The sequence below is a fragment of the Terribacillus sp. JSM ZJ617 genome, assembly GCF_044383785.1.
Lineage (GTDB): Bacteria > Bacillota > Bacilli > Bacillales > Amphibacillaceae > Terribacillus.
The window spans coordinates 1-3122 of record NZ_JBISEQ010000012.1; the positions used below are offsets into that span (position 1 = coordinate 1).

3 protein-coding genes are annotated in these 3122 nt (G+C 36.9%); 2 read left to right on the forward strand and 1 reads right to left on the reverse strand.

What is annotated here, in order from left to right; translation table 11 throughout:
- Positions 1-792 precede the first annotated feature (792 nt).
- Both ACH6C1_RS19540 and ACH6C1_RS19545 read left to right on the forward strand, forming a co-directional pair.
- Positions 793-1809: a protein rep gene (locus tag ACH6C1_RS19540; RefSeq protein WP_374080141.1), complete on the forward strand. Its 1017-nt coding sequence runs from the start codon at positions 793-795 to the stop codon at positions 1807-1809.
- Positions 1810-2018: 209 nt separating this feature from the next.
- Entirely contained in the window at positions 2019-2183 is a 165-nt protein-coding gene (locus ACH6C1_RS19545; protein WP_374080137.1) for a hypothetical protein, read from the forward strand.
- Between the two features lie 261 nt (positions 2184-2444).
- Here the strand turns inward: ACH6C1_RS19545 and ACH6C1_RS19550 are convergent, their stop codons facing one another.
- Positions 2445-2693: a hypothetical protein gene (locus ACH6C1_RS19550; RefSeq protein WP_374080139.1), complete on the reverse strand. Its 249-nt coding sequence runs from the start codon at positions 2691-2693 to the stop codon at positions 2445-2447.
- Positions 2694-3122 lie beyond the last annotated feature (429 nt).

Sequence of the window (3122 nt, forward strand, 5' to 3'; positions counted from 1 at the left end):
TTTTTTTTTTTGAACCCTTTGTTTTTTTATGGTGATCATCCATATCCTGAAAACCCGTATGTGGATCAAGAGGATTAAGATTAGTAAATTTACTAATAGAGTAAGTTTGTATTTTTACTAACCCTCGTATGTTTATTGGCAGCACTATTCGACAATGTCGATTTCATATGAGCCGGGAAAAAAAGACAAAGTTTATTAAACGGTATGTTATATCTGCACGTTGAACTGCATAATGCCAATTTCGGACAAGCAGTTTTCGAGCTTTTGCTCTAGCTAGCGTTTATGTCGCGAAAGTCTGTTGATGAGGAGAGGTCCCCTAAGATAAGCTGTCCCGAAGGGTGGTGGGGGCGAAGTTCCCCCAACAAGGCTTATGGGTTCTTAGGGGACAGAGGCTCGTCGTCAACAGAACCGTGAAATAAAAAGCGATTTTATATCTACCAATATCAATATCGATACTAATATTGAAGTCAGTACTGATATTGGTACTGATATTGGTACTGATATTGGTACTGATATTGGTACTGATATTGGTACTGATATTAAAAAAAGCCCCCTGTTTTTAGGGGGGCTTTTTTTATGTTTTTTCTTATCTTGATACATATAGAAACAACTACTTTTTGAAAAAGTGCCTCAATCCCTTGTGGTTCAAGGGTTGAGCTCGTTTTTTAAGGGTGGACATAAAAAAACCCTCGTGATATGGTTGGAGTGTCGAGCAACAACCAAAAATCCGGGGGTTTTTTTTCGAGATCCCTCACAAGGAAGGACTCTATTTATATGTGCCCTAATAATAGCATGATAACACCATCTGATTCAACTGAAATTCTAGTAGACAAGAAGAAATCAGGTAAGCAAACTGATTGGCAAGGAAAGAAGAAACGAAGTGAACTTACAGCCGAGCATTTTGATGTTGCAGGACTACATAGTAAAGCCGAACGGATGAAAGATTGTGCTGATACTCTTGTGTTTAAACGCACGCCTGAATCGTTAAAGCTATATCAAGCATGGTTTTGTAAAGTGAGGTTATGTCCAATGTGCAACTGGCGGCGGTCGCTAAAAATTGCTTATCACAATAAACGGATCGTAGAGACTGTGAATGAGCGTGAAAAAGTTCAATGGCTGTTTCTGACCTTAACGATAAAGAATGAATCGTCTGAGAAGCTCACAGAGACGATTTCAGGCATGTTTAAAGGTTTTCAGAGGTTAACTAACTATAAGGCCTTTAAAACGTCTGTAAGAGGTTATTTTAGGGCTTTGGAAGTGACAAAGAATCGTGAGCAAGGAAATAAATCATACGGAACTTACCATCCACATTTTCATGTGCTGCTGTGTGTACCGTCCAGTTATTTTAAGAAAAAAGAGTTATACATAAAACAATCCGAGTGGACAAGCCTTTGGAAAAGAGCCATGAAGCTAGACTATGAACCTATTGTTCATGTACAGAAGGTAAAGCCAAAACAAAGTCTTGAAGGTGTCGAGAGGTACGAAGAAGATTTTAAAAATAGCATGAAAGAGCAGAACGCTATTCTCGAAGTCTCAAAGTACCCAATTAAACACTCGGACGTGATTCAAGGTAATAAAGTTACCGAAGAAAATGTAGAAACGGTCTTGGCACTGGATAATGCGCTCTCTTATAAAAGGCTAATTGGTTACGGAGGGATTTTGAAGGAAATTCATAAGGAATTAAATCTCGGAGATCCGGAAGATGGAGATTTGATTAAAATCTCGGAAGATGATGAGATAGCTAATGGTACTTTTGATGTCATTGCTAAATGGCATATTGGCTTGCGAAATTATGTGATTCAAAATTAAAATAAGACCATAGATACCTTAAGCCGTCCAAAGCTTAAAAAGAGATGCTGATATTGAAATTGGCATCTCTTTTTTTGCCCCTGCAGGTTCAATGCGAAGCATTATTTTATTTTGAACGGAGTGAAAAACCACGTGCACATTGTAAGGTGCATAAGTGAGCACTGTTCTTTTCAGTGATGATTTTTAAAGTACCGATTGGAGGAGTAACTATGGCTGATAAAAACAATTTTGAATTTGAAAAACTGGTTTATGGTTATGAAATTTGGTATCCAAGTGATCAGAAAAAAACCATTTCTTACGAGGAGATGGGAGAGATAGCTGATGAGATCACTGCTATTTTCGAAAAGAGGAATTTGCATTGGAGGATGGTTTGAGAATCCTTGATTTGAGTAATGTAAAAGTGAAGGACTCAAAATTTAGTGACTAAATATTTTTTAAAACGTCAGAATAGATATAAGATCGGGGTTGTATTTAGTCTATTTTTTATCCTGTTTAAGTATGAAAACCCTTTTGTTTCTTGCGTTTTATCGTGTTCGGGTGATAAAATGAGTGAAGAGAAAAAGGAACTTCTATGTATTTTGAAGTGAAGTTTTTAGAGAAACAAAAAAAGAGCGCCCTATACAGGACGCAAAAATTTACTTTCTAAATTTAAAACAGAATGTGATGTAGAGTTTCAATAAGAGTTTGTATACATGGGCGGCAACCCACTTGTTCCATACAAATCTTATTGCCATCAGTAACATCATAGTAATTCCTTTGGCTAGGAATTTACTTACCAATGGTGGAAGGATTATACCGAATGGTGCTAGTGCTATTGTGAGTAGCATTTCTACTAGTGGTGATAATCCCATAATTGCTAAGCTATGGAGGTTTATCTTCTTCAAAACAATTCACCTCCTGGTCTGCCCAATACCAGCTGACCAAGCTTAAAGGGTAGTATTTAATTTTTAGTGTCGTTATCAAAGACCAACTCCGATCCGAATTTAATTTAAAGCGTTTATATGAACACATTGAGCGGCAACTCAATGTGGAATAGTGTAACGCCCAATAGAATCTGAAACGAACCTTATGGGTTCTCTCGATTACTCGAGAGAACCCATTTTTCATCTCCGAGCCTATTTTGAGCACATAACATATTACTATAACTTGGTCAATATGGCAAGCTTTAACTATACATCATTATATCTCCTACTATTCCTAATATAACGCTTTTCACGTTCTATATTGAATTACTGATTTTTTTTTTTGAACCCTTTGTTTTTTTATGGTGATCATCCATATCCTGAAAACCCGTATGTGGATCAAGAGGATTA

What these genes read in the sequence shown, in the direction of transcription:
- ACH6C1_RS19540 (WP_374080141.1), top strand. Translation starts at nt 793, where the DNA reads ATGATAACACCATCTGATTCAACTGAAATTCTAGTAGACAAGAAGAAA.
- ACH6C1_RS19545 (WP_374080137.1), top strand. Translation starts at nt 2,019, where the DNA reads ATGGCTGATAAAAACAATTTTGAATTTGAAAAACTGGTTTATGGTTAT.